The 26,805-nt window shown below is 51.8% G+C and carries 17 protein-coding genes; 12 read left to right on the forward strand and 5 right to left on the reverse strand.

What is annotated here, in order from left to right:
• The first annotated feature begins 137 nt into the window (after nucleotides 1-137).
• Both Enr10x_RS18500 and Enr10x_RS18505 read left to right on the forward strand, forming a co-directional pair.
• Nucleotides 138-2,642 (forward strand): DUF1549 domain-containing protein, encoded by a 2,505-nt coding sequence (locus Enr10x_RS18500; protein ID WP_145450967.1) that lies wholly within the window; start codon nucleotides 138-140, stop codon nucleotides 2,640-2,642.
• Between the two features lie 59 nt (nucleotides 2,643-2,701).
• Nucleotides 2,702-5,596: a c-type cytochrome domain-containing protein gene (locus Enr10x_RS18505; RefSeq protein ID WP_145450968.1), complete on the forward strand. Its 2,895-nt coding sequence runs from the start codon at nucleotides 2,702-2,704 to the stop codon at nucleotides 5,594-5,596.
• Between the two features lie 44 nt (nucleotides 5,597-5,640).
• On the opposite strand, the gene Enr10x_RS18510 is transcribed toward Enr10x_RS18505, so the two are convergent.
• Nucleotides 5,641-6,912 (reverse strand): hypothetical protein, encoded by a 1,272-nt coding sequence (locus Enr10x_RS18510; protein WP_232093044.1) that lies wholly within the window; start codon nucleotides 6,910-6,912, stop codon nucleotides 5,641-5,643.
• Between the two features lie 245 nt (nucleotides 6,913-7,157).
• Nucleotides 7,158-10,085, reverse strand: coding sequence for a c-type cytochrome (locus tag Enr10x_RS18515; RefSeq protein ID WP_145111137.1), 2,928 nt, complete (start codon nucleotides 10,083-10,085; stop codon nucleotides 7,158-7,160).
• A gap of 351 nt (nucleotides 10,086-10,436) precedes the next feature.
• Between Enr10x_RS18515 and Enr10x_RS18520 the strand changes: the two genes are divergently transcribed.
• From Enr10x_RS18520 to Enr10x_RS18540, 5 genes are all read left to right on the forward strand, one after another.
• Entirely contained in the window at nucleotides 10,437-11,564 is a 1,128-nt protein-coding gene (locus Enr10x_RS18520; protein ID WP_232093045.1) for a sugar-binding protein, read from the forward strand.
• Nucleotides 11,557-13,080 (forward strand): sugar ABC transporter ATP-binding protein, encoded by a 1,524-nt coding sequence (locus Enr10x_RS18525; RefSeq protein ID WP_145450970.1) that lies wholly within the window; start codon nucleotides 11,557-11,559, stop codon nucleotides 13,078-13,080. Before Enr10x_RS18520 ends, Enr10x_RS18525 begins: the two co-directional genes overlap by 8 nt.
• Before the next feature lie 48 nt (nucleotides 13,081-13,128).
• The gene (locus tag Enr10x_RS18530) at nucleotides 13,129-14,118 is read left to right on the forward strand and encodes an ABC transporter permease (protein WP_145111147.1); all 990 of its coding nucleotides are present in this window, start codon (nucleotides 13,129-13,131) and stop codon (nucleotides 14,116-14,118) included.
• Nucleotides 14,119-14,149: 31 nt separating this feature from the next.
• A complete protein-coding gene (locus Enr10x_RS18535; RefSeq protein WP_145450971.1) occupies nucleotides 14,150-14,407 on the forward strand; it encodes an FmdB family zinc ribbon protein in 258 nt (85 codons plus the stop codon).
• Between the two features lie 67 nt (nucleotides 14,408-14,474).
• Nucleotides 14,475-16,139, forward strand: a complete 1,665-nt coding sequence (locus tag Enr10x_RS18540) for a formylmethanofuran dehydrogenase subunit A (RefSeq protein WP_145450972.1) — start codon at nucleotides 14,475-14,477, stop codon at nucleotides 16,137-16,139.
• Between the two features lie 60 nt (nucleotides 16,140-16,199).
• On the opposite strand, the gene Enr10x_RS18545 is transcribed toward Enr10x_RS18540, so the two are convergent.
• Both Enr10x_RS18545 and Enr10x_RS18550 read right to left on the reverse strand, forming a co-directional pair.
• Nucleotides 16,200-16,874: a carbonic anhydrase gene (locus Enr10x_RS18545; RefSeq protein ID WP_145450973.1), complete on the reverse strand. Its 675-nt coding sequence runs from the start codon at nucleotides 16,872-16,874 to the stop codon at nucleotides 16,200-16,202.
• Nucleotides 16,875-16,948: 74 nt separating this feature from the next.
• On the reverse strand, nucleotides 16,949-18,106 hold the full coding sequence (locus Enr10x_RS18550) for an IS256 family transposase (protein ID WP_232093022.1): 1,158 nt from the start codon (nucleotides 18,104-18,106) through the stop codon (nucleotides 16,949-16,951).
• A 514-nt stretch (nucleotides 18,107-18,620) separates the two neighbouring features.
• Between Enr10x_RS18550 and Enr10x_RS18555 the strand changes: the two genes are divergently transcribed.
• The 5 genes from Enr10x_RS18555 (at nucleotide 18,621) to mog (ending at nucleotide 25,877) form a co-directional block, all read left to right on the forward strand.
• A complete protein-coding gene (locus Enr10x_RS18555) occupies nucleotides 18,621-18,932 on the forward strand; it encodes a hypothetical protein (protein ID WP_145450974.1) in 312 nt (103 codons plus the stop codon).
• A 209-nt stretch (nucleotides 18,933-19,141) separates the two neighbouring features.
• A complete protein-coding gene (locus Enr10x_RS18560; RefSeq protein ID WP_145450975.1) occupies nucleotides 19,142-22,291 on the forward strand; it encodes a DUF2309 domain-containing protein in 3,150 nt (1,049 codons plus the stop codon).
• Complete coding sequence (locus Enr10x_RS18565) at nucleotides 22,291-23,679, forward strand: proton-conducting transporter transmembrane domain-containing protein (RefSeq protein ID WP_145450976.1); 1,389 nt, start codon at nucleotides 22,291-22,293, stop codon at nucleotides 23,677-23,679. Before Enr10x_RS18560 ends, Enr10x_RS18565 begins: the two co-directional genes overlap by 1 nt.
• Nucleotides 23,679-25,145 (forward strand): proton-conducting transporter transmembrane domain-containing protein, encoded by a 1,467-nt coding sequence (locus Enr10x_RS18570; RefSeq protein ID WP_145111169.1) that lies wholly within the window; start codon nucleotides 23,679-23,681, stop codon nucleotides 25,143-25,145. The genes Enr10x_RS18565 and Enr10x_RS18570 overlap by 1 nt, the downstream gene beginning before the upstream one ends.
• Nucleotides 25,146-25,346: 201 nt before the next feature.
• Complete coding sequence (mog, locus tag Enr10x_RS18575; RefSeq protein WP_145450977.1) at nucleotides 25,347-25,877, forward strand: molybdopterin adenylyltransferase; 531 nt, start codon at nucleotides 25,347-25,349, stop codon at nucleotides 25,875-25,877.
• Between the two features lie 82 nt (nucleotides 25,878-25,959).
• Here the strand turns inward: mog and Enr10x_RS18580 are convergent, their stop codons facing one another.
• On the reverse strand, nucleotides 25,960-26,805 hold the full coding sequence (locus Enr10x_RS18580; protein ID WP_145111174.1) for a TatD family hydrolase: 846 nt from the start codon (nucleotides 26,803-26,805) through the stop codon (nucleotides 25,960-25,962).

Here is a 26,805-nt window from a genome sequence, read left to right on the forward strand (position 1 = left end):
GTGCAATGATTCAACTGAGTTTGAATAGACGTTGATTCCCTCATCGGAACAGGGAACTGACTGCCCTTGGCGCTGCGCCGCCAATGCGTACATTTGAAATCTCATGACTGTTTTTTATATACGAAGAGAAGTGCTCCATGACTCCTCGCAAATCTGTCTTACCGATTCTGTTAACCGTGCTCATCGCAGGTGTGTTCTTTCCTGAGCCGTCTCTCGCCGAGCCAAAAACAGGCAATACAATTCAGTTATTTCCCAAATCCATTGATCTGCGCGGCAGCGAGGCCCGGCAGGGACTCTCGGTGCAGACTTTGACCAACGGAGAAGTCACCGGCCCTGTGACCGCGAAATTTCAGCTGACCTCCAGTAATCCAGACGTGGTGAAAATTGAAGACCAGACCGCCATTCCGGTCGGCAACGGAACGGCAGTGATCACAGTCCAGTCTGGTTCTAAAAAGTCCAGCAGTAAAGTCGCTGTTAGTGGCCTGGACCAGCCGCATCGCTGGAGTTTCAGAAATGATATCGAGCCTGTCCTGACGAAGGCGGGCTGCAATTCCGGTCCATGCCATGGTGCCCTGGCGGGGAAAGGGGGCTTTCGGCTCTCCCTGAAATCATATGATGTCCCCGGGGATTTCCACACCATTGTGGAACAGGCCCGCGGGCGACGGATTGAACTATCCGATCCGGCCCGCAGTCTGCTGCTGATCAAACCGACCGGAGCGGTCCCCCATAAAGGGGGCGTCCGCTTTGAAACGGATTCCCAGGAATACCGGATTCTGGCGGAGTGGATCGCCCAGGGTGCCACTCCCCCCGCGAAGACCGATCCGGTGATTGAGAGCCTGGAAGTGCTGCCGGGACGTTCGATTCTCACCAAAGGACAGACACAGCATCTGCTGGTTCAGGCCCGTTACTCGGACAATTCAGTTCGCGATGTCACCCGCTGGACGGCATTTTCTTCCGTCAATGAGAGTGTGGCCCAGGTCGATGGCGCGGGAAATGTCGAAGTCACCGGATTTGGTGAAGGAGCGATTGTCTGCATCTTTTCCAGTAAAGTAGCGATCTCCAAGATCACGTCTCCCTACCCTCAAGAAATCGCCCCTGAAGTTTACGCGAGATCGCCGAAGCATAACTTCATTGATGAACTGGTCATCAAACAGTTGCAGCGGCTGAACCTGCCTCCGTCTCCCCAGGCCAGTGATGCGGAATTTGTCCGCCGGGTCTATATCGACACGATTGGAACCCTGCCCAAACCAGCCGAAGTCCAGGCATTTCTGGCTGATCAGAACCCGGATAAGCGGAACCAGTTGATCGAAGAGCTGCTGAACCGACCGGAATTCGTGGACTACTGGACGTACAAATGGTCCGATCTGTTGCTGGTCAACGGGGAACTGATTCGTCCGCAGGCCGTCAAAGCTTACCACGACTGGATCTATCAGCACGTGAAACAGAACACTCCCTGGGACAAGATGGTACACGAACTGATCACCGCCCAGGGAAGCAGTATTGAAAATGGCGCCACCAACTTTTACGCCATCCACCAGGATCCGGAATCGATGACGGAAAATGTCAGCCAGGCGTTTCTGGGACTGGCGATCGGATGCGCGAAATGCCATAACCATCCGCTCGAAAAGTGGACCAACGGCCAATATTACGCGATGGCGAACTTCTTTGCCCGCGTGCGGGCCAAGGGCTGGGGAGGCAGCCAGGGCTCAGGGGATGGGATTCGAACCTTGTTCGTAGCGACCAAGGGGGATCTGGCTCAACCGCTGACTGGAAAACCACAGCCCCCCACTCCCCTGGACGGCCAGCCGATCGACATCAATGCCCCTGAAGACCGCCGCGTCTATCTGGCGGACTGGCTGACTTCAAAAGAGAACCCGTTCTTCAGTCGCTCGATTACCAACCGTGTCTGGGCCAACTTCTTTGGCGTGGGTCTGGTCGAAGCAGTCGACGACATGCGGGAATCCAATCCGGCCAGCAACGAAGAACTGCTGGCTGCCGCGTCCGACTACCTGAAAGACCAGGACTTCAATCTGAAAGCCTTGATGCGGGTCATTCTGCAGTCGGCCGCTTACCAGCGAAGCAGTCAGCCGCTCCCGGAAAACAAAGAGGAAAAACGATTCTACTCCCGCTATTATCCCCGTCGTATGATGGCGGAAGTCCTGCTGGATGCCATTTCCCAGGTCACGGAAGTGCCGGACGAATTCACAAAATACTATGAGCCCAACCCTCAGAAGACGGATTTCTATCCCAAAGGGACCCGGGCAATCCAGTTGTATGATTCGTCTGTCATTTCCTACTTCCTGAAAACCTTCGGTCGGAACGAGCGGATGATTACCTGTGAATGCGAACGCTCGGAAGAACCGACGATGGTGCAGGTGCTGCATCTCTCTAATGGTGACACAATCAACAATAAGCTCAAAGTCAAAGAGAGCCGCGTCACGAAACTGCTCAAAGCAAAACAGTCAGACCAGGAACTGATTGATCAGATCTACATGCTGTGTCTCTCTCGCAAACCGACGCAGGAAGAAACCACGCAGCTGTTGAATATTCTGAAAGAGACGCCCGAGGCGGAAAAACGACAGGTGGTCGAGGACCTGTTCTGGGGTGTTCTCAGCAGCCGTGAGTTTCTGTTTAATCACTGATTTCTATCGTTCTATTGACGAATTACACATTTATCCAAGTCGCTCACTTGAGGCCATATATGTTGAAACTTTCCATCCAAGCCCTGCTGGCCATCGCGTGTCTCGTGCTTTCGGGACATTTACAGCAGCTCTCGGCTGCTGATGCACCGATCGATTATGCGAAACAGGTTGCCCCCCTGTTCCGCAAATACTGTGAAGGTTGCCATAGTGCCGATGATGCCGAGGGGAAATTTGCATCCGACTCGTACGCCGGTCTGCTCAAAGGGGGCGAGCACGGCCCCGCTTTTCTGGCCGGGGACAGTCAGTCCAGCCGACTGATCCGCATGATCAAAGGGGAGCTTAAGCCGCTGATGCCCCCGGAAGACAGCGGCGAAAAACTGACCGCTGACGAAATCGCGGTACTGACAGAATGGATCAACCAGGGAGCCAAGGGGCCATCGGGCAAAGAACCGGTGCAGATGGAACTGACCGTTCCCAGGATCAAGCCGGCACAAGCAGTCTCGAAACCGATTGCCTCCCTGGTCTGGTCTCCGGACAGTGACCTGATTGCCATCGCCCGCTTTTCAGAGATTGACCTGTTGTCAGGCAAATCGAATAAACTGGTACGAACCATCAAAGACCTGCCCGGCAAAGTCAATTCGGTGCGTTTCAGCAATGACGGCAAGTGGCTGATCACCTCTTCGGGAACGACAGGCCTGTTCGGTCAGGCGGCGATCTGGGATGTCGCCACCGGGAAAAAGCTGCACAAATTTGTCGGCCATAAAGATGTTCTCTACGCAGCTCAGGTCAGCCCGAACCAGAAATGGCTGGCCACGGGAAGTTACGATCACAAAATCATCCTCTGGGATATTGCGACCGGCAAAAAAATCAGAACCTTAAGCGGGCATAACGGCGCAATTTATGACCTCGCATTCAGTCCGGATTCTACTGCTCTCGCGAGTGCCTCGGCTGATGCGACGGTAAAAGTCTGGTCGGTGGCGACGGGTGACCGACTGGATACACTGAGTCAGCCCTTGAAGGAACAGTCGTCGGTCAGCTTCAGTCCCGACGGAAATTATATTGTCGCTACTGGCGCGGATAACCGAATCCGTAAATGGCGTTTCGTGTCCCGCAAATCAGCCCGCATCAATCCCCTGGTGATTGCCCGCTTTGCCCATGAAAGCCCCGTGATTCAGATCACATATTCTCCAGACGGAAAATTGCTGGCCTCAATTTCGGACGATCATTCTTTGAAGATCTGGGACGCTGATCAGTTACGTCTCCTGCATGTGATCGAGAATTTGCCTGCGATTCCCACCTCGGTGGCCTTTTCACCTGATTCTCATATGGCACTGGTGGGCTTCAGCAACGGACAGTTAAAACGCTTTCCATTGCCTTCCAATCTGCCTGCTGCCACTCAGGGACAAGCGATCGCGAAACAGGCCGGCAAAACGGATTCACTCGCTCCGATGGCTGCAGGAAAACCAGCTCAGCTGAAAGAGCAGGAACCCAATAATCAGCCGAAGCAGGCCACTCCACTGAAAGCTGCTTCGGTTGTCGCCAGCGGTCTGATCAACTCCACTCAGCCAGGCCAGACGGACGTCGACCTGTATGCTTTCAAATCCAAGGCAGGTCAGGAATGGCTGATCGAGACCAACGCGGCCCGTAAGAAATCCAAGCTGGATACCAAAATCGAAGTCCTCGATGCAGAGGGGAATCAGATCCCGCGTGTTGTTCTGCGTGCCGTTCGCGATTCTTATTTCACGTTCCGCGGTAAGGATTCCAACATTGTCAATGATTTCCGCATCCATAACTGGCGCGAGATGGAATTGAATGAGTATCTGTACTGCAACGGTGAAGTCGTCAAGCTCTGGCTCTACCCCCGCGGTCCGGATTCGGGGTTCAACGTTTATCCCGGGGTTGGCAGACGCTATACCTATTTCGGTACTTCTCCCATCACCCACGCGCTGCACGAACCTTGCTATATCGTGGATCCGTACCCCGCGGGAACCGAACTGCCGCCGAATGGTCTGCCGGTGTTCACTCTCTATTATGAGAACAACGATGACGGCAGACGGGAACTGGGTGACGACTCCCGCCTGATCTTCAAAGCGCCAAACGATGGTACTTACCTCGTCCGTGTTTCGGATGTGCGGGGATTTCAAGGCAAAGACTTTCACTATGACCTGACGGTCCGTCCCAGACAGCCTGACTTCAAAGTCACCCTGAATGGAGCGAACCCCAAAGTGAATGCTGGCAGCGGACAGGAAATTGAACTGGTCGCCAAACGCATTGATGGGTTTGACGGACCGATTCGTGTCGATATTTCCGATGTCCCGCCGGGACTGCACGTCACCAGCCCGATCATCATCCAGGCCGGACACGACCGGGCTTATGGAACGGTCTATGCCGATCCGGTTGCAGAAACGACAGGGCCCCTCGTCGCACCACGCCCCACTGACTCCCGGTATCAGACTGTGACAGTTTCTGCCACCGCTACCATCGCGGGCAAAGAAGTCACACACAATGTCAATCCGCTGGGAGTGATTCGGTTGCAGAAAAAGCCGCGGATCATCATTCGCATGGTGGAGCTCAATTCCGATCAGTTGAGCCTGGCGGGGGATCAACTGGCTGAGATTCCGGACAAACCACTGGAACTGACCATTCATCCCGGTGAGACGATCGCTGCCAAAGTGGTTGTGCTGCGGGATGGTTACAAAGGCGTGGTCGGCTTTGGTCGAGAATATGCGGGCCGCAATCTGCCGCATGGTGTCTTTGTGGATAACATCGGACTCAACGGCCTGTTACTGCTCGGCGATCAGAGCGAACGAACCTTTTACCTGACAGCCGCCAAGTGGGTTCCCGAGACAACCCGCCTGTTCCATCTGCGGGCTGACCAGGAAGGAAGACAGACTTCGCTTCCCGTGTTACTGCATGTAAAACGGAAAGACAAACTGGCCGACCGTTCGAAGTAAATTGGCTTGTCCAGAGAGAAGCTCCACGCGATCGATTACCAGATTTACTTTGCCAGCGGCTGAGAGGGATTGGATGCCAGATCAGGCAGGGGTGCATGGGGATAGTCGACGGGCTGATAGCGAATCGCCAGTTCGGGCGTCATCAGTTTTTTACCGCCCTGAAATCGGGAATTCAAAGCCCGGTCGAGGATTCCACTGGTTAACAGGGTTCGTTCGACCGGGTAGCTCGGTTGCCCGGTGTGAATCATGCGCTCGATGGCTTTCAGCAGATAAGCAAAATGCGGGTGAGCGGGTTCTTCTCTTTCTTCGAACTGAGTGGCCAGCGGTTGCTGTTGCCCTTTGAGTTTCAGTGCGACCGAGGTGCGATTGACGGATTGCAGCATGAACAGGGCTCCCAGGAACCCATCGTTGTACTTGAAGAGGAATAGCCCCGCATCGGGATCCGCACGAACATCCCCCTGCCTCACTTTGGGCACTACCGCCAGCGCTGCATTAAATACATCCTCCGAAACGAGGCCATTATCGAGGGTCTCCCACATGGCGTCTCCCTCTAAATACTGTACCCATTCCACGCCTGTTTCAGCCCCCTGGCGTCGTTCCACCAGACATTGAAAACACTCAAGTGCGTGGATGCCATAGATGTCGAGCCCCGAGTAACCGATCCCGACAGCCGCCTCAATTTCACTTCCCGGCGGAACGTTGATCTCCGGTTTCCGATAGGTGAGGGGAAGCGACGAGCCGGCCATGAAAGGCACTTTCATCTGTTGTGCACGATCATACATCCACTTTGCGTCATTCCAGACGGGTCCGGGATGTTTGTCATTAAAGACAGGAACTACGCGGTGATACTTCTGGAAGGTATCTGTAATTTCCCGGAAAAAACGCCGACGCGGATAGAGCTGCTGTCCTTTTTCATTGAAGGGATAGTTGCCGTGTTCGCCGATGCTGATCACGCCATCCACGGGAATCTGATCACTGCCAACCGTGACTGCTTTTTCAATTGAATCGAAGATGGGTACGTTGTATTTCGCAGCCATGCGGCGTGACAGATCCCGATGGGAAACCTGATCCACGTATAAAGAGGACAACTTGAGTGCGGGGCCCGGCCCACCATCCTGCTTCCAGCCCTCCAGAATTTTTCCAATCAGCACATCGGCGTGTGTTTTGGGTTCATAAATGGAGACCACCGCGGCGACCGACTTTGGTTTAACCGGGCTGGTCGATGTCGCATTCACAGTCTGTGTGACTGCACCACAGGCAACCGCTGCCGCTCCAGCCAGCCAGTCCCTGCGCGAGATGAGTTCAGGATTCTGCATCGTTTCACTTTCGCTCTGAAAGGATTCCCTTTGTGAACCAGAAAAACAGGCCATGTCTGTTTCTGATCAGAAAACCAGATTTTTTAAAATCAGCTTCTTCGACCTGTCTCTACAGACTTCCTGTCCTGCAAATAAAAAGTTCCTGAGAAGCGTTTGAGAACTCCCAATCGCTTCTCAGGAATCAGATGTATCGACAGAATCAGATCCTCAGTTTCAGGTTTGGCCGGAAAAGGCTTTACCTGGAACTAGTCCTTCTTTTGAAACAGGTCGTGTTTCGGATTGCCTCCGGACCGCAGGTAGGCCAGCAGATCCAGGGCTTCCTCTTTCGTCAACGTATCCACCAGTCCGGTGGGCATCATGGACGACTTGGAAGGCATCATTTCTTCGACGGTATCCCGGTCGACCGAAGTCAAATTACTGGGATTGGTCATATCGGTGAGAACCATCATGTTCTTGCCATGCAGGTTAATGACCCGACCGTTAACGACCCGGCCATCATCCAGAACGAACATGGTCGAAGCGTATTGATCGGAAATCACCTTGGACGGCTCGATGATCGACTCCAGCAGGTTCTGAGCATTGAAGCGGCCCCCGGCCCCTGTCAGATCGGGTCCGATGGTTCCCCCTTCACCTGCGAAACGGTGACATTTGAAACAGGTCGCGACGGCAAACATTTCCCGTCCCCGTTCGAAGTTCCGCTGCACATCATCGTTATTGGCAGCATGCAACAGTTCTTCGACCGTCCACTTTTTCACAAGCGGACGCGGCGGTCCCTGAGGAATCGGATCGGCTTTTTCCAGATTGACTTCCAGCACCGGCTTGAGCGCTTTCTTTTCCGCATCGGTCAGTGTCTTGATGGCTTCAGCACGGATATTGACCAGGAACTTGTTGAAGGACATGCCCCCTTTGTGGGCCGTCGATTTCAGATACCATTCAAAGTAACGTTTACGCAGGTCGTTGTTCCAGCCGCTGGCCAGACTGCTGAGCACTTTGGCATAGTGAATCTGTTCTTCCTGGGTCAGCGCTTTGTCCTGCAGAGCCAGGGTTCGCTCAATCACCTTGGGAGCATTCAAATAAACCAGCAAGCGGCTCAATTCCCGATTCATGAAGACATCATCGGAAGGATACGCTTTGTCGATCTGGGCCAGCACGTCGATCCGTTCACGTTCGGTCGGTTCTCCGAGTCGAACAAAGACAAGCTGATAGAGACGCAGTAGATCCATTTTCTGAGTCTGGGATAACTGACTCCAGTCGAGACCTTTTAACCGCTCCAGCAGAGCATGCTTGACGGCGGGTTTTCCATTCCGGGCCAGAGCAATACCGGCGTTGATGAGTGTGGCGGGATCCTGTTCGATCAGTACACAGTTCTGCCACTGCTCTACAGGCTGGTGCTCCAGAGCAATTCGTGCGGCATAGCGAATGTGTCGATCGGAATGTCCCAGGTAAGGCCAGACTTCATAAACCGCATCCGCGTTCTGCTGTTCGTGATATTTTTCCAGATCTCGACGCAGTTCCCGATAGCCGGCCAGTTCAGCAGGAGTCGGTGAAACCGGGGCCGTCGATTCACTGCCCGTGTAAGTAATCCGGTACAGACCAGACTGTGTCTTTCGTCCACCGATGGTGAAATACAGCGCGCCGTCGGCAGGATTGACCACCAGGTCAGTGACTGGCAGTGGTGTCGCCGAAGCGAATTTTTCATAGGTTGCGACGTATGATGCTCCCTGTGGCTTCATATGGACGGCGTAAATGATGCCGTAGCTCCAGTCAGAAATGAACAGAGCACGCTGGTATTTCGCAGGAAATTTAGTGCCGGTGCCGAAGACAATCCCGGTGGGAGACCCCTGTCCGATATTCACGACGGCAGGCAGACTGTCGGGATAGTAGGCGGGCCATTTTCCGGTTCCGGAGCGCCAGCCGAATTCGCTGCCGCTGGTGACATGATTCACCCGGGTCGGACGATACCAGGGAGATCCCACATCCCATTCCATGTCGGCATCGTAAGTAAACAGTTCCCCTTCCGGGTTGAAGGCGATGTCGTATTCATTACGGAACCCAGAGCTGACAAGTTCGAATTCTTTGCCCTCCGGATCGGTACGGCAGATCCAGCCTCCCGGTGCCAGCTTACCGGCAGCATGTCCGCGGGCATCCCACAGACGCGGCAAGAGCAGGTCTTCATCCCAGTTGCGGGGAACCAGTGATTTCTCGGGGTTGGGCAGATCGGTATGGTTTCCAGCGGCAATATAAAGTGATTTTTTATCGGGAGAAAGAATGATCGCATGCGGGCCATGCTCACCGGCCCCTTTGATTTCCCGCAGGAACTGAACGTCGTCAAACTGGTCATCGCCGTTGGTGTCTTTCAGGCGATAGAGTCCGGAAGGACGTGTATTTCCGCCATTCACGACAGCATACAGACTGTCGAAAGCATAGAGCAGACCATGGGCCATCCCCATATCGACATTCAGCTTTTCCACTTTGGTATCATTGGTTTTCGCACCGACTTTCGAGGGTGTGATGCGATACAGAGAACCATACTGATCTGAGGCGATCAGTCGCCCCTTGGGATCGATGGTCATGCTGACCCAGGAACCCTGTGCATCAGTCGGAACCGAATAAAGCAGTTCGACTTTGTACCCTTTCAATAACTTGATCTGATCGACAGGAGTCGCACTCGCGGAACGGGGCGGCTCCGTATCTTCCAGGGAGATCGACTCGATTTCAACCAGGCCCTTGCGGCTCGAGGGATCGAAGCGGAGCCCTGTCATGGGAGAGTCGATATAAAAGACAAACGTCAGATCCTGCCAGTCTTTTTTATTATTTCGTGTGTCGAACCGTTCAGACTGCTGGTCAGAATAAGAATTATGCTTTTCCGTTTTCCAGTAGAGTTCACCACGCAATCGATAGGGAGCCCGCAGACGGATTTTGACTTTTTTCCAACCGGCTGGTGATTTGAGCTCACGTCCGAAGTGAGGATCTTTGCCGGTGCTGTTAACCTGCAGCAGATTATTTTTGACGCTCAGAGTACAGTCACTATAGGGTGTCCACCCATGGTCTTTCTGTTTGAAGGTCCAGATTTGTGTTGAATCTGAGCCGCTGGAATCTTTGGCCGATATGAAGGCCTGAGAAACCAGCAAGACACTGGTGGCAATACACAATGTTTTGAGTGCTTGAATCACGTCGCTGCCCCTGTAATACAAAGTCAATTGAATAAAAGATGAAGTTGGATGGAAATGCGTCATCATAAATCTGAGACGGACGATCTAAAAATCGAACCATCTCAAAAATCTATCACACAGGAAGGTAAGACCGCAACTGGAAACAGAGGTTCCCTAGTTTGCTATCCCTCATGATAACAGGCGGTTGAAGCAATGAAAACCAGTCTGTATTCATTTTTATTTATTGATTTCCCTTGGGTATACTCGATATTTCTACGAAATCATTGCATCATATCACTGAGTGAATCATCATATTATCAGCATTTCATTCGACCTGATCTTACGCACAATAAATACAAGGAGCCTCACTTGATGACCTGTCGCGAACTGATTCGGAGTTACGGCCTTTATGTAACTATCTTAAGTATCTCTCTCTTTCTCTCCAGCTGCAATCAGCAAAATGGAAACGGAAATTCAACAGCTTCCGATTCCGGTTCCGGCGAGAAAAATGATGTCGCTTATGTGACCAACGGTATCGCTTCCTTCTGGGTCATCGCAGAAAAAGGGGCTGAAAAAGCGGGGGAAGATCTGGGAGTGAATGTGGAAGTTCGCATGCCTGCCCAGGGAGTCGCAGACCAGAAACGGATGGTCCAGGAACTGCTGGCACAAGGTATTGATGGCATCGCGATCAGCCCGATTGATCCTGACAACCAGAATGATCTGCTCCAGGAAATTGCTGATAACTCGATCCTCGTGACTCAGGATTCGGATGCTCCCGACAGTGCCCGTACCTGCTACATTGGTATGGACAATTACGAAGCAGGCCGGATGTGCGGGAAACTGGTCAAAGAAGCCCTGCCGGAAGGTGGAGAAATCATGTTGTTTGTCGGTCGCCTCGGACAGGCCAATGCCCGTCTGCGCCGACAGGGAGTGATCGATGAAGTCATGGACCGCTCTTCAGACAGCAGTCGTTATGACGAACCGGGTGAGGTCATCAAGAACGAGAAATATACGATTCTGGATACCCGTACCGACGACTTTGATTTTCCCCAGGCAAAAGCCAACGCACAGGATGCGATTGCAAAATATCCGAATCTCAAATGTATGGTCGGCCTGTTCGCCTACAACCCTCCACTCTGCCTGGAGGCGGTTCGCGAAGCGGGCAAACTGGGCGACATCAAGATTGTCTCTTTCGATGAGGAAGGCCCCAGCCTGCAGGGAATCATTGACGGAACAGTGGTGGGTACGGTCGTGCAGAACCCGTATCAGTACGGTTATGAATCGGTGCGGGTCCTGAATGCCCTGGCCAATGGGGACAAGTCTGTCGTCCCTGAGAACAAGATTATTCACATTCCGGCCCGCGTGATTAAAAAGGACAATGTGAAAGAATTCTGGGACGAACTGAAACGGTTGACTGGCGATTCCGCAGAGAAAAAACCGGTTGCTGAGGTTAAGCAAAAGCCAGCCGAGACAGAGAAAGAAGCCAAGTCGGATGAATAGCATCCCTTCCGCTTCCACACCTCCCCTGCTGACAGTCCGCTCGATCTCGAAACAGTTTCCGGGGGTGAAAGCCCTGAATCAGGTCAGCCTGTCGCTGAATCAAGGTGAGGTCCTGGCTGTCATTGGGGAAAATGGGGCCGGTAAAAGCACGCTGATGAAGATTCTGGCCGGCGTACAGGCCCCCGATACGGGAAGTCTCCTGATTGATGGTCAGCCGGTCTCTTTTTCAAATGTAGAAGAAGCGCTCAAGAGTGGCGTGGCCCTGATTCATCAGGAACTGAATCTGTGTGACAACCTGGATATCGCAGCGAATATTTTTTTAGGACGCGAGCCCCGGAACTGGGGAATCATCAATCAGAAAAAGACTTATGTCGAAGCGGAAAAGTTTCTGCATCAGGTTGGCTTGGATCTTTCTCCCCGCACGCTGGTAAGCGAGCTGACGGTCGGCCAGCAGCAGATGGTGGAGATCGCCAAGGCACTCTCCGTGAATGCCCGCATCCTGATCATGGATGAACCGACCTCATCCCTGTCGCTGCATGAGTCAGAATCATTATTTGCGGTCATCCGAGAGTTGAAGTCTCGCGGCGTCAGCATCATCTATATCTCGCATCGACTGGGTGAAGTGGATGAACTGGCCGACCGGGTTACCGTTTTGCGCGACGGAGAAAATGCGGGGCACCTGGATCGCGACTCGATCTCACACGACCAGATGGTGCAATTGATGGTCGGTCGGAACGTCTCTCAATTCTTCCCCCACACACCGCATCAACCAGGCCCGGTTATCCTGGAAGTCAAAAACCTCCGCACGCCGGCTCACCCGAACCACCCCATTCACTTTTCCATCAGGCAGAGTGAAATCGTGGGCATCTCGGGGCTGGTTGGTGCAGGACGGACCGAACTGATGCAGGTGCTGTTCGGGATTGATTCTCCCCGGAGCGGGACGATTTCTGTAGATGGACAGACCGTTGCCATCAATTCTCCCCGGGATGCGATTCGGGCCGGCCTGGCACTGGTGCCGGAAGACCGCAAACTGCAGGGGCTGGTACTGGAAATGGCGGTCCGTGAGAATATGAGCCTGGCCAGTCTGTCGCGTGACCGAAAATCGCTCGGCAGGATCGACTTCGCCCAGGAGCGTCAGATCTCAAGCGAGATGATCGACGCCATGAAAATCAAGACTCCCGGAGATCGCCAGATCGTGCAGTTTCTCTCGGGTGGAAATCAGCAGAAAGTCGTGTTGGGGAAATGGCTGGCGATGAATCCACGTGTGCTGCTGCTCGATGAACCGACGCGGGGCGTGGATATCGGTGCCAAAGAAGAAATCTACACCCTGATGAATCAACTGGCTGCCCAAGGCATGGCGGTTCTGTTTGTCAGCAGTGATCTGGAAGAAATCCGCGGAATCTCCGATCGCGTACTGGTGATGCATGAAGGTCAGTTGACAGGAGAACTCCCCCGGGAAGAACTGAGCGAAGAAGCCATCATGCAACTGGCAACCGGACACACTCTCGACAATTGACAGAGACAGCAGTCTACAAAGAAGAATAAACACTGAAGAATTAGAACCATGAAAAAAATACTGGGCATCTTAATTTTACTGATTGTGGTCTGCCTGATCACTGCGGTATCCAATAAGAGCTTCATCTCTGCTTATAACCTGCAGAATGTGATTCGCTTAACGTCCCTGTTCGGGATCATCAGCATTGGTGTCGCGTTTGTGATTATTTCCGGTGGAATTGACCTGTCCATTGGCTCGGTGATCTGCCTGGTGGGGAGTCTGCTGCCCTACCTGCTTGTCGAACACGGTTTTCCGGTTCCCGTGGCGCTGATCTCTGTCATGACCCTGGCGGTACTGATCGGACTGGCGCATGGGTTATTGATCACCAAACTCAAACTCCAACCGTTCATCGTGACCCTGTGCGGTCTGTTGATCTATCGGGGGATCGCCCGGGGGATTACCGAAGACCAGACGCAGGGCTTCGGAAATGGATACACCGGCTTGCGCTATCTGGCAACAGGCAAAATTTCACTTCCCTTTATCGAAGGTTTCAAGCTGCCTGTCCCTTTCCTGATCATGATCTTTCTGGCCATCGTCGCCGCATTTTTCCTGAATAAAACGATTTTCGGCCGCTATCTGAAGGCCATCGGTAATAATGAGGCAGCCGCCCGCTACTCAGGAATCCAGACGGACAGTGTTGTAATCCTGGCCTATGTTGTCTGTTCCTGCCTGGCAGGCATCGGGGGGATTCTGTTCGCTCTGGACATTAACTCGGTCCAGCCTGAGGGGATTGGCAATTTCTACGAACTGTACGCGATTGCAGCAGCGGTGCTGGGGGGCTGCAGTATCCGTGGAGGCGAGGGCACGATCCTGGGGGTCGTGATTGGTGCTGCTTTGATGCGTGTTCTGAGAAATTCGATCACCATGCTGGGGATTCCCTCACAGCTGGAATTTGCTATCATTGGTGCAGTGATCCTGGTGGGTGTCATTTCGGACGAGCTTGTGAAACGGTATGCACAGCAACGCCGGGCGGTCCTTCAGGCCAGAGAAACACTCTGATAGTACTTTCGTGATCTTCGGAACCAGCAGCATGATTACATACGAATATTATTGTGAAACCAACGACCAGACGGTTGAAGTCAGCCACCGCATGAGCGAGTCTCTCAAAACCTGGGGAGAGCTCTGCGAGAAAGCGGGACTGCCCCTGAATGGCACGCCTGCCGCGACCCCGGTAGAACGCCTGATCTCGGGCGGGCTGCTGTTCAAGGGAGAAAGCTCCAACAAAAAATCTCAGCTCCCGATGGCTGATCCGGGCTGCGGACGCTCCAACTGCTGCCGCCACCAGTAATTTTCATATCCTCGCATCATTGTACCGTGCTGCTGCATGATGTGACTGTCACGACAAAAGGTATCCCGTGTCTCTCTTCCGTATCAAAAATGGGACGATCTACGATCCTGCCAATGGCGTGAATGGCGACGTGCGTGATATCTGGATTCAGGACGGTAAGATCATCGACCGTCCCCCCAATGCGGACTCCTTCACCGGGAAAACTCTGGATGCCAACGGTTATGTCGTGATGCCGGGGGGGATTGATATGCATTGTCATATCGCCGGCCCCAAAGTGAACGCGGGGCGCAAAATGACGCCCGAAATGAAGCGTCAGGCGGATCCGATCTTCCGCACCGAACAGACCCGATCCGGTACCGGAGGCGTGGTTCCCAGCACATTTGCGACAGGTTACCTGTTCGCCAGCATCGGCTACACCACGGCCATGGACGCCGCCATTCCAGGGCTGCACGCCCGCCACGCCCATGAAGAACTGCAGGACACGCCGATCCTGGATAAGGGGTTCTATCTGCTGTTTGGCAATAATCATTTTGTGATGAAACATCTGCGGAACCAGGACCAGCACGCACTGGACTCCTACTGTGCCTGGCTACTGGAATCCGCCAAGGGTTATACAATCAAAATCGTCAATCCCGGGGGTGTCGAAGACTGGAAACAGATCAGCCGCAAATCGATCAAGGAACTGGATTCCCCCGTTCAGAATTTCGGCGTCACTCCCCGTCAGATTGTCCGCGGCCTGGCAGGTACTGCCGACCGCCTGCAACTGCCGCACTCGGTGCACATTCACTGTAACAATCTGGGCATCCCCGGTAACTGGGAAACGACATTGAATACGATGGAGTCGCTCGAAGGACACCGGGGCCATTTCGCCCATGTCCAGTTTCATTCCTACGATGGCGACCCGAATGATCCGAGCAGCTTTTCCTCGGCGACTCAGAAGCTGGTCGACTACGTTCAGTCACATGAAAACATCACCGTCGACGTGGGACACATCAACCCGGGGCTGACGCTCTCCATGACCGGGGACACTCCTTTCAGCCAGTTCCTGCATAACATCAATCGCAATAAGTGGTATACCGCTGACTGTGAACTGGAGAGCAGCTGCGGGGTGATTCCAATCGAGTATCGTCCACAACGCAGCCTGATTCACGCCGTCCAGTGGGCCATTGCCTTGGAATGGTACCTGCTGATGGAAGACCCCTGGCGCGTGGTCATGACCAGCGATCACCCCAACGGCGGCGCGTTTTATCATTATCCGGAGATTATTTATCTGCTGATGGATAAGAGTTTTCGTGATGAATTCCTGTCACAAATGCCCGAAGCGATCCGCGAACGCAGCGTGCTGGCAGACCTGACTCGCGAATACTCCCTGTATGAAATCGCCATCATCACCAGAGCTGCTCCCGCACGTGTGCTGGGTATGCAGGACAAAGGTCACCTGGGCACCGGGGCACATGCAGATATTACCATCTATTCTCCTCAACAGAATCGGCAGGAAATGTTTGAGCGTCCCCGCTGGGTGTTTAAGGATGGCGAGATCGTCGTTGCCGACGGTGAAATCCAGGCGCATCATTTCGGACGCACCTACTTTACAGCCCCTGATTTTGACCAGGAATTTCTGCCCCATATCAGGGACTGGTTTAACGAGAATTACTCGATTCGCTTTGGTAACTACCAGATCGATGAAGGGGAGCTTCTGCTGGCGGAAAAGATTATGTGCACATCAGATTAAAAAATGGCAGTTCCCGCATGAGAAATTGCTCTGAGCTGGCAATACGCTTCTCCCAAAACGTTAAATAGGAACGATGGGGGGGAATGATTTATCCAGCGCCTTCTCAGATAAGACAACTTCTTCCAAAGGAAGAAACTGCCCTTCATCCGGATTAAAATTGAAAACCTCACCCGTTTCAAATTTATAAACCCACCCATGCAGTTTTAACTCTCCACGACTTACTGCAGCGGCCACCGAGGGATGAGTTTTTAAGTTTTCTATTTGAACAAGTACATTTTCCTGAACGGTCAATATCAGACGCTTTTCAGGATCCGTGAGGTGCGCGTAATTCTCATCCACAATTCTGCGAGTACATTCGGCGTGCTCCAGATACCCTTTGACCGCCGGCATCTTTTCAATGAGTTCAGGCGTGAGCAGACCTGACATCGCCCCGCAATGAGAATGACCACAAATAATAATGTCCTTCACTTTCAATGCACTCACAGCGTACTCAATTGTAGCTGCTTCGCCACCGTGCACTGCTCCGTATGATGGCACAATATTACCAGCAGTTCGCTGAATGAACAGCTCACCTGGTTTGGTCTGAGTCATATAATTCGGATTGATTCTTGAGTCCGAACATGTAATGAATAAGGCTAGTGGATGCTGCCCTTCAACCAGGGTTTCAAACAGCTTCTGGTCCTGACTGAAATAGTTTCTTTGAAACTTGTGAATCCCATCTACAAGTTTTTGCATCTCAATACTCCCAAGATAGATAAAGCAACAAACATTCTGTAAATTTCCGGGGCCTTCGGTCTCTGTGATCAGCATTAAATTGTCAGGTATCTCATGCCGGTTTCCCAGTCGTCGCTGAGTTCCACCAGGACCGCGGTCACCAGCCTCAGCAACGACTCCTCATTGGGAAACAGTCCCGCTACGCGGGTACGCCGTTTTAATTCCTTATTCTGCCGTTCCAGCATGTTTGTGGTTCGCATCCGCTTGCGATGACCGGCAGGGATGGTGAATACGGTCAGTCCTTCCGGGATGTTTTCTTCCGCCCAACTCGCCAGTTTCGGAGCTGTTTTTTCATGAGTGGAAACGAACCGTTTCAGTTCATTCAGCGCATCATCCAGGTCTCTGGCATTAAAGATATTGCGTAATTCTTCGCTCACCTGTTTGCGCAAATGAACCTTGGGAACGTATTGCATCGCGTTTTGCATCAAATGGAACTGGCAACGCTGCCAGGGCGTTCCAGCAAGCATGTTCTGTCGTGCCGCTTTCAGGCCTTCGTGTGCATCACTGACGATCAGCTTCACGCCATGCAGGCCGCGCTGGTTGAGTGAACCCAGGAATTCACGCCAATGGACTTCGGCTTCGGAGAGCGACACAGACACTCCGAGCACGCTCCGGTGACCGCTGGCCAGGACGCCGATCGCAATCAGCACGGCACAGTCCCGCACGCTGCCCTCCACGCGAACTTTTTCATAGCGGGCGTCGAGGATCAGGTATTCCACCTGCCCCAGCGGTCGATTACGCCACGTTTCCAGCTCTTCGTCGAGCAGTTTCGCTGCCCGACTGACCTGTGTACTGGTGACATCAAAGCCACAGAGTTCGGTGGTGATTTTGGCGACCTTACGGGTAGAGACGCCTTGAACATACATTTCAGCGATTGCCAGCTTCAGTGCGCGTTCAACTCCGTTCGCCGCGCTCCAGTGCAGAGGGATAAAAGTCGCCGTCGCGTGTCTGGGGCACCTGCAGTTCCAGCTTTCCGAGGCGACTTTGGAATTGATTTCGGCTTGAAACCCGTTGGCATAAGAACGGCGCGTTACGCTGCGTTGATACGGTTCGGCACCGAGGTATTCGGAACGTTCCAGCTTCATCGCTTCGTTGAACAGGATCTGGAGTGCTTGCGACATTTCATCGAATCCATGATCGGCCAGGAGCTGGACAGCGTCGAGAATGTTGTTAGATTGTTGTTGGTGGGCCATGGTTGGAGTTCCTTTTCTGTTGTGGAAAACATTAAAAAGAAACCGATCTGGCCCACCCTTTCAAGGGCTCGCCGGAGTGGTGCTTGTTATTTTCGCTACGCTCAAATAACAAGCACCACTCCGCCACACAGATAATTTACAGAAGAGATGTTACAGTAACCCAAGATATTCAAATGTTGTTCACTTACCTCAGTAATGTAGTCAAAAGGCAGGTTCGGTAGAACATCGTTTCTCACACATTCTCGTCAGTAACTCAAACATAAAAGGTTTCATGTACTATAAGTAAAAATTTACGTGTTTTGTTGAAAAATCTCCTCTTTTTGCTGACAACCCAGACAATACACACATCTGTACACACTCTGGTTGCTGACAAATCCTGGGGACCTGCTGACTTGCCACTCTATTTAAAAGTGCGTATATTAGCTCTTCGTATCTCAACTTTTTTGACCTGCAATATTAACAATTCACTTTCGTAACCCTGACTGGTTCCCAGCCAACGAAACTGAAAGCGTTAATGCTGGAACTTTTAATGCGATTCATCGTTTTTTTAATTCTATTTTGCGTTCTGATCTTTGGATCCGTGCTTTCCCAGGTAACTGTCGGGGAAGGACAAACCACTCCCGTCAGCCAACCTGTCGGCAAGGAAAGCAAATCCAAGGAAGAGTTAAAAAAATGGGAATTGACTTCTCAGCTCCTGAGAATATCGAGCGACTACTTTAATCAAACAAATATTATTGATCGCTCTATTCAAGATATTGCTGTCATCCCTGCAAAGATCGCTTACAGTCCCGACTGCTCCCGGGCCCCACCAGTTTCTGCTGTCTAATTGCGCAAATTCATTTTCGATGATTTGCCTGCTGACTAATGAAGCTCTCTCTTTAATGCTTTGTGCTCGCGATATTTAAGTAGCCATAGTTGTTTTCATGGTCTGGCTCTGGAGCAGGAACATTCTACATTCCTGAGACAGTCTGTGGTCCCCCCTTACGGAAGCTATGCGCATACTAATCTGGGTACAGAGATACCGTGTGAAGAATAATGAATAAATCCACCGAACATATGACAGGCGATCAACCTGGAGTATCAATAGATTCTGAAGAATATGCTGATCTGATCCATGCTATTACGCATGCCGCGCACTTCCTGCCAGCGCAGGGGCCGATCACGGTCTTCGTACACCACAATACTCTGCACGCTTTTGAAAATCTCTCCTTTGAAAATGGCGTTTTCGAGGGAGGCCGGATTTTTGGTTGTCATCCGTATCTGTCAGAAGAGCGCTATCGAAAAAAACTTGAAAGCCAGCGGATTCGCATCCAGGACCTGCAGGCCGTTTTACAGGATGAACTCGCTGAAAATGCCGATCAACTGATCGGCACATTTGGAACCCGATACGCCCTCCGCCTGGCGATGTTAGAGTTCCCTCTTTATTCCGGGCCCGTTGCAGAATTACGCTGGTTCATTGCCGAAACGGATGCATTGCGTCGTTTTCGACAAGAAGTATCCCTCTCTACCCGTGAACAGACAATCGCCAAAACTCAGCAATGGATCATGCGCGACTTTCGTAACGGAAAGTACAAAGCTGACAGTAAAACAGAGGCGATCATGAACAACGTTTTTTGTCAGTTTGACAGGAACTCAATGGATTCGTGGGACGATCAGAAGTGGGAATCATTTGCCTTACACTTTTTATGGCAAGTCTGCCATAAAAATGCCCAGGCGGCAAACGTTAAAGCTGATCAGCCCACACAAAAATCTATCCGACATCGTGATATATTACATATTGCAACTGGTGTAGATTCCGATCTGATTGTAAACGACGTATTAATTCGTTTCTGTGCAGCATTCCTGGACCAGGGTTTTGGAGCATGGACTCTGCCCGCACGCGAAACGGGATTTTTTCATGCTTTCCTGAATCTGTATTCCGGTTCAAAACTGAGTCCATCTGTGTCACTGACTGGATTAAACCAGGAGATCGACCGCCTGGTTGAGTCCAAGCTCAGCCCCCTGGAATCAATCAGTGAATCCCTCTCACTGCTCGGAGTTACTGATGAAGAACGTGATGAGTATATCACTCAAACGCTTCTCGCCCTGCGGGGCTGGTCCGGAATTGTCTGGCAAATGGAATCAAATGCAGAATGGGCCCCCCACCCTGCTCCTGCAGGGAGTCTGATCGAATTTCTCGCGGTCCGTCTGATACTCGATCGCCTCGCTGTAGCGACTGTGATGCAGGAATCTCTCAATTTCGAAGGCACCCTGGCAACAGTACGAAATGAGATCCTGCCAAACTCCCTCCCCAGCCGAAAAGATCACAATTATCAACTGGCGTTTACTTTATTTCAGCTTTCACAAGTTCGTGGCTGGAATCCAGAAGATCTTGTGCACCTTTCAGATGAACAGTGGACGCTCCTCATTCAGGAAATTGAGCTGTTTTCCAGCCTTGAACGTCGACGGGTATTCCATTTGGCTTATGAACGAAAATATCGAAACGATGTTCTCAACGCAGTAACATCACATACGAACCGATATCGAGAACAACAAGCTCAAGCTAACTACAGAAAACCCATACATCCCTCATATCAGGTGGTCTGCTGTATTGACGAACGCGAAGAATCTTTCCGACGACATCTGGAAGAAATCGCTCCCGATTGTCAAACTTTTGGAATAGCCGGTTTCTTTGGTGTCGCCATGTACTATCGCGGAGCAGCGGACGCACATTTCACACCACTTTGCCCTGTTAACATCAAACCAATTCATTATGTTCAGGAAGAAACGCTCTATTCACTTGCACGAATCAGTCGTCGACGCGCTGCCACTCGCCAGCGTCTGGGCCGAGCAACACATCAGACACATGTTGGCACTCGCACCTTCATCGGTGGTTTTTTAACAGGACTGGTTGGTTCACTGGCAGCTTTTCCACTTGTAGCCAGAACCTTGTTCCCACGAACCACCGCCCAGATCCGCAGCATGTTTCAGAGCATTGTTGCCCCTCCCACGACTCAGTTAAGATTGGAACGGATCAGTGCCGAACCAGGGGCGAATGAGGATCAACTTGGTTATTCGATTGAGGAAATGGCACAAATCGTCGAAGGCGGCTTACGAGCCATGGGTCTTGCACAACCAGAACTGTTTTCACCTCTGGTCATCATTTGTGGACATGGTTCTTCCAGCCTCAATAACCCACACGAAGCCGCTCACGATTGTGGGGCATGCGGTGGAGGTCGCGGCGGTCCCAATGCGCGGGCGTTTGCTCAAATGGCAAATGATCCTCGTGTCAGACGGATTCTGTCTGAGCACAACCTGTTCATCCCCGATAAGACCATTTTTTTAGGATGTTATCACAACACCTGTAACGACAACATTACCTGGTATGATCTTGACCGACTTCCGGTCTCACACCGGAAGCTGTTTGAAACCGCAGATAAGCACATTTCCGCGGCCCGTGCTCACAATGCACATGAACGTTGTCGCAGGTTTGAGTCTGCAGACCTTGAAATCTCGGTCAATGAAGCGTTACGACATGTCGAAGGTCGTGCAGAAGACCTTTCACAGGTACGTCCAGAGTATGGCCACGCCACTAATTCCATCTGCTTTGTCGGTCGCAGAGAATGGAGCCGTGGTCTGTTTCTGGATCGCCGTGCATTTCTGACATCGTACGATCCTCTGCAGGATGATGAAAACAGCACCATCCTGGAACGGCTTTTACAAGCAGTGATCCCCGTTTGTGCCGGGATCAATCTGGAATATTATTTTTCGTACGTAGATTCAACGGGCTATGGCTGCGGTACAAAACTGGCGCATAACATTACATCTCTTTTAGGAGTCATGGATGGCGCAGCCAGCGACCTTCGTCCCGGACTTCCCTGGCAGATGGTCGAGATTCATGAACCCGTAAGATTACTGCTTGTGATCGAAACAACTAAAGAAGCCATCGTACGGATCATCAATAATAACCCCAACATTGCGAGACTGGTGAATGGCAACTGGGTGCAGTTAGCCATCCTCGATGTAGAAACATCCCAAATCCAGGTATATCGCAACGATGCCTTTGAGCTCTATCGACCTGAAACAGAGAACCTCCCCAGCATCAACTCTTCCATAGACTGGTACCGTGGCAGCCGGGAGCATCTGGGTTTTGCATCAATCGATAATCACACCTCTTCCTCTCTGAATCAGGTATCTGTCCCCTAATGAATTCTGAAATTGTATTCCATTTTCTCGGCGTATGTATTGTGGCGGGTCCGGCCTTACTCCTGGCTCTGCTTGGCACGACATCCCTGATCAATAAACCGCTTGGTGAGCGACTCATCGCCAAAGCGACACAGACGGTCGTCATGATGGGGTTGTTTGCAGCAATCGCAGTTCTGGTACTTATGCTCGCATCAGGAAAACGATATGTCCCTGTAGAAATGGGCAACTGGGTCGTTCTCCCTGCGCAACACTTTCACTTTCATTTGAAGTTTATCTTTGATCGATTATCAATTCCTTTTTGTATACTTTCCTTCATTCTCTGCGGTACCATTGGTGCGTTTGCCAGCCGCTACCTGCATCGCGAATCAGGCTTTAATCGTTTTTTCATCTGTTATTCTTTATTTCTGCTGGGAATGATTGTTTCATCTCTGGCAGGGACGATTGAAACACTTTTTTTTGGCTGGGAATTAGTCGGATTAGCTTCCGCATTACTGGTGGCATTTTTCCACGAAAGAATCAACCCTGTTCGAAACGGACTGCGGATCTGGTCGATCTACAGAATTGCAGATGCCGCATTTTTAGTGGCAGCAATCATGCTGCATCATTTGACGGGTGCGGGTGACTTTGCCGAACTGATGGGGACAGGCTCCTGGCCTGATGGACAGGCAACGATTTCTGAACAACATGCTCTGTTTATCGGACTACTGTTATTATTCGCTGCTGCAGGCAAATCGGCACTGGTACCGTTTTCAGGCTGGCTTCCTCGAGCAATGGAAGGGCCAACACCTTCCAGTGCTGTTTTTTATGGCTCGCTTTCAGTGCATCTTGGTGCCTACCTGCTGTTGCGTGTCAGTCCGATTCTCGAGCTTTCTCCGCTACTCAGTCTGGCAGTCATCCTGCTGGGGCTGGTCTCCGCTATCTTTGGAACTCTCGTTGCCCGCGTACAAACCGATATTAAAAGTGCACTCGCTTTTGCTTCGCTGACTCAGGTTGGCATCATCGTCGTCGAAATCGGATGTGGTTTACGTTACATCGCACTGATTCACATCATCGGACACGCCTGCCTGAGAACATTTCAGCTGCTGCGAGCGCCTTCATTATTTCACGATTATCATTCACTGGAAAATGCCATTGGTGCCCACCTGACGCAAAAGCCATCGTTGTGGGTTCGGATTATGCCCGAACGGTATCGTGTTTCGCTGTATCGATTTGAACTGGAACGAGGCTATCTGGACATGCTTTGTAATCGGCTCATCGTAACTCCCTTTGTTGGCCTGTTTCGTTATTGTGACAGCTTAGAATCGCGCTGGACTAATCTGATTTCCGGAGAAGAACGAAGAGAATCTGAACCCATCACCCCTGCTTCTGATTCTCTGGAGGAAATTTAATGTTGCCCGAACTCCATCTCCCCTGGATGGAAATCTCCGTCCTGATTACTCTGCTGGGATCGATCTGGCTCAAATTCACTCCGGATCGAGACCGCGCCTACCAGCGCTGCCTCCGCATCTGCACGCTGACCTTACTGGTCACGATCTGCGGATGGATCGACTTTATCAGCCTGAAATCATTTGAAGCATCTGAACCGTTTTCCCTGTTCTCTCAGCTGTTCAATAAAAAACTTTTTGTGGTCGATGACCTGAGTGCTCCTTTACTGCCGCTGGCAGCCCTGCTTTACCTCTTAACGGTGCTTTCCACACTGAAGACCAAGGGACACAGTTTTTCCTTCAGTAATACTCTTATCTCTGAAGCCATTTTGCTGTCGACGCTCAGCAGTAAAGAAACTTGGATCATCATCCTGTTGCTTTCCGCTGCGACGATCCCCCCCTTACTGGAATTCCGATCCAACAAACGCTCGAGCCGGGTCTATGTTCTGCATATGGGGCTGTTTATCATTCTCCTGGTCGCAGGGGGATTGCTTTCCAGCTTCAAAGATCACAACGATACGATCTCTCTGATCGCCGGAGCGCTGCTGACAACCGCCGCTTTACTCCGTAACGGAATTATCCCCCTCCACTGCTGGATGACAGATCTGTTCGAGAAAATCACCTTTGGAACCGCATTACTGTTCGTCACCCCCATGACGGGCGCTTACGCCATTTTACGCCTGGTCTTTCCCATCGCCCCTGACTGGGCGCTGCAGGGCATCGCCATTGTGTCCCTGATTACAGCCGTCTATGCTGCCGGTATGGCACTGGTTCAACAGGAAGCCCGCCGCTTTTTCTGCTATCTGTTCTTAAGCCATTCCTCCCTGGTACTGGTCGGTTTAGAAATGGCAACTCCCCTGGGATTGACGGGAGGATTATGCGTCTGGATTTCGGTCGGAATTTCACTGGCCGGGTTTGCATTAACCCTGCGTTCGGTTGAAGCCAGAACCGGTCGTATTTCTCTGAAAACCTATCATGGACTTTACGAACACACGCCCACCCTGGCAGGGTTATTTCTGGTCACAGGCCTCGCTTCAATCGGCTTTCCCGGGACACTGGGCTTTATTGGAACTGAACTTCTAATCGAAGGAGTGATTGAAGTCTATCCGCTGGTCGGGACTGCAGTCGTGATCGCAACCGCTTTAAACAGCATTGCCATTCTGCAGGTTTATTTTCGAGTCTTTACGGGGACGCACCATGCGGCATCCATTTCGTTACGGGCACGGATCCCAGAGCATGTCGCTATTCTGATACTGGTTGCACTCGTGATCGGTGGTGGCCTTTTCCCACAACCGGGAGTCATCTCGCGAAACCATGCAGCCAATCAATTAATTCAGTTGCGAGACGAAGCCTTTCAGAAAAGAAAATCGTCCGCTGATTCCAGAATCAGCGTTAACAAGAACCAGATGAATCAGTCGATCATCCCCTGAATCAGCAGCGAGTGTCGATTAGAAATTCAGGAAGTAAAAGCACCTCACTTCACTCCCGGCGCTAAGAGATCAAAGTAAAGTCTGTTTTGAAAGCATTCTCTTTTTTAATCCTGCCTTTGATCCGCTATAATTCTGTAGTCAGGTATGAACGTTTTTTGAGACCTGAGTTACAGAACTGCTCTCTTTTCAGATCGATATTCAATGACAGCCAGAATAGGAATTGTGACCGTTTCCGATCGCGCCAGTCGAGGCGAATATGAAGACCGGGGCGGCCCGGCAATCAACGACTATCTGCAGGAAGTCCTGACCAGTGACTGGACCCCCGTGGCCCGTGTCATTCCAGATGAGTTGTCGACTATCACCGAAACTCTGATCGAGCTCTGTGACCAGGAACAATGCTGTCTGGTGGTAACGACCGGCGGGACCGGTCCTGCCAGACGGGATATCACCCCGGAAGCGACGCTGGCAGTTGCGAAAAAAGAAATGCCCGGCTTTGGAGAGCTGATGCGGAAAGTATCGCTGGAAAAAGTGCCGACAGCAATTCTCTCCCGGCAGACTGCCGTGATTCGAGGCGGGACGCTGATCATCAATCTGCCCGGACAGCCCAAGGCGATTCAGGAATGCCTGGACGCGGTTTTTCCCGCAGTCCCGTACTGTATCGATCTGCTGGAAGGTCCTTTCCTGGAAACCGACGAAGCGCGTCTGGTCGCCTTTCGCCCGAAAAAGAAATAGGCCCGATCGTGAGATCTGCGCAGCAAAACAGGAGTCGAGAGTAATCCCGACTCCTGTTGATTTTTCATCATCAGAACAGGTTTTAAACCATATCTGTGATTTCTTCTTCGATTGTTTCCAGTTGAATCGGCTTGATATCGAACTTGGGATTCTGTCCCAGAAAGCGAGCCGGATTGTTGTGGAAGATTTCGATTGCATCCTGAACCGAGTAGCCGCGGGCCCGGTACTGCATCACACACATCTGCAGAGTGAAGGGATCGCTGGGCCCCCAGTCAGCTGAGGAATTCACCAGAATCCGTTCGTGGCCGTACATTTCGAGCATGTCACAGGCCCGTTTCGGCGAGCACTTGGTAACGGGATACAGAGTGAAGCCGACCCAGTAACCGGCCTCGAGCGGTTCGCGGATCGTATGTTCTTCCACATGGTCGATCCAAACCCGTTCCGGATTCACGTTCATGTGAGACAGCACTTCCAGGGTCCGTTTGGTACCGCGGACTTTATCCTGCAGGTGAGGCGTATGAATCAGGATTAACTGATCGTATTTAATGGCCTGCTCGACCTGTGCTTCGAAGATCTCCTCTTCGTTCTTGGTCGTTTTGTGGAAGCCAATTTCTCCCACGCCCAGTACGTTGGGCTTTTCGTAGAACTCCGGCATATGCTTGAGCACTTCGTGACTCAATGTCGGATTTTCTGCTTCCTTGGGATTCACGGCTACCCAGCAGTAATGCTTGATGCCGTATTCCGCAGCGCGGGTCGGTTCGAATTCACTGATCTGGCGGAAGTAATCCAGAAACGTTTCCGGATACAGACGGTCAAAGCCAGCCCAGAAGGCGGGTTCAGCCACCGCGACGACGCCGGACATCGCCATCTTTTCATAGTCCTGAGCTGTTCGGGCGATCGCATGGTAATGAGGTTGGATGATTTGCAT

Origin of the sequence: Gimesia panareensis, assembly GCF_007748155.1 — a bacterium.
GTDB lineage: Bacteria > Planctomycetota > Planctomycetia > Planctomycetales > Planctomycetaceae > Gimesia > Gimesia panareensis.

Coding starts and splice junctions, on each gene's coding strand:
- Enr10x_RS18500 (WP_145450967.1), top strand. CDS start 138: ATGACTCCTCGCAAATCTGTCTTACCGATTCTGTTAACCGTGCTCATC.
- Enr10x_RS18505 (WP_145450968.1), top strand. CDS start 2,702: ATGTTGAAACTTTCCATCCAAGCCCTGCTGGCCATCGCGTGTCTCGTG.
- Enr10x_RS18510 (WP_232093044.1), bottom strand. CDS start 6,912: ATGCAGAATCCTGAACTCATCTCGCGCAGGGACTGGCTGGCTGGAGCG.
- Enr10x_RS18520 (WP_232093045.1), top strand. CDS start 10,437: ATGACCTGTCGCGAACTGATTCGGAGTTACGGCCTTTATGTAACTATC.
- Enr10x_RS18525 (WP_145450970.1), top strand. CDS start 11,557: ATGAATAGCATCCCTTCCGCTTCCACACCTCCCCTGCTGACAGTCCGC.
- Enr10x_RS18530 (WP_145111147.1), top strand. CDS start 13,129: ATGAAAAAAATACTGGGCATCTTAATTTTACTGATTGTGGTCTGCCTG.
- Enr10x_RS18535 (WP_145450971.1), top strand. CDS start 14,150: ATGATTACATACGAATATTATTGTGAAACCAACGACCAGACGGTTGAA.
- Enr10x_RS18545 (WP_145450973.1), bottom strand. CDS start 16,874: ATGCAAAAACTTGTAGATGGGATTCACAAGTTTCAAAGAAACTATTTC.
- Enr10x_RS18550 (WP_232093022.1), bottom strand. CDS start 18,106: ATGGCCCACCAACAACAATCTAACAACATTCTCGACGCTGTCCAGCTC.
- Enr10x_RS18555 (WP_145450974.1), top strand. CDS start 18,621: ATGCTGGAACTTTTAATGCGATTCATCGTTTTTTTAATTCTATTTTGC.
- Enr10x_RS18560 (WP_145450975.1), top strand. CDS start 19,142: ATGAATAAATCCACCGAACATATGACAGGCGATCAACCTGGAGTATCA.
- Enr10x_RS18565 (WP_145450976.1), top strand. CDS start 22,291: ATGAATTCTGAAATTGTATTCCATTTTCTCGGCGTATGTATTGTGGCG.
- Enr10x_RS18570 (WP_145111169.1), top strand. CDS start 23,679: ATGTTGCCCGAACTCCATCTCCCCTGGATGGAAATCTCCGTCCTGATT.
- mog (WP_145450977.1), top strand. CDS start 25,347: ATGACAGCCAGAATAGGAATTGTGACCGTTTCCGATCGCGCCAGTCGA.
- Enr10x_RS18580 (WP_145111174.1), bottom strand. CDS start 26,805: ATGCAAATCATCCAACCTCATTACCATGCGATCGCCCGAACAGCTCAG.